Genomic DNA, 208 nt, shown 5'->3' on the forward strand with positions numbered 1-208 from the left:
TAGCCATCAAAGGATTTACGGCATGGTTTGTCGTGCCATTTATTCTTCTTTTAGCTTGTGTTCAGGTTGTTTTTCAGCTTTTTTATTTCATGCATATGAGTCATAAAGGCCATGAAGCGCCAAGCATGTTCTTGTTTACAGGCGTGTTTTTGGCTATGATTATGGTTTGGGCCTTTATGACAATTATTTGGTGGTAATTTAATGGAAG

The 208-nt window shown here is 37.5% G+C and carries 1 protein-coding gene; it reads left to right on the top strand.

Going from position 1 to position 208, the window contains the following annotated elements:
* On the top strand, window positions 1-197 hold a 197-nt coding region (locus LKX83_RS33710; protein ID WP_227887688.1), incomplete at its 5' end, for a cytochrome C oxidase subunit IV family protein.
* Window positions 198-208: the final 11 nt, after the last annotated feature.

Source organism: Cohnella baijiui (assembly GCF_020731285.1).
Lineage (GTDB): Bacteria > Bacillota > Bacilli > Paenibacillales > Paenibacillaceae > Cohnella.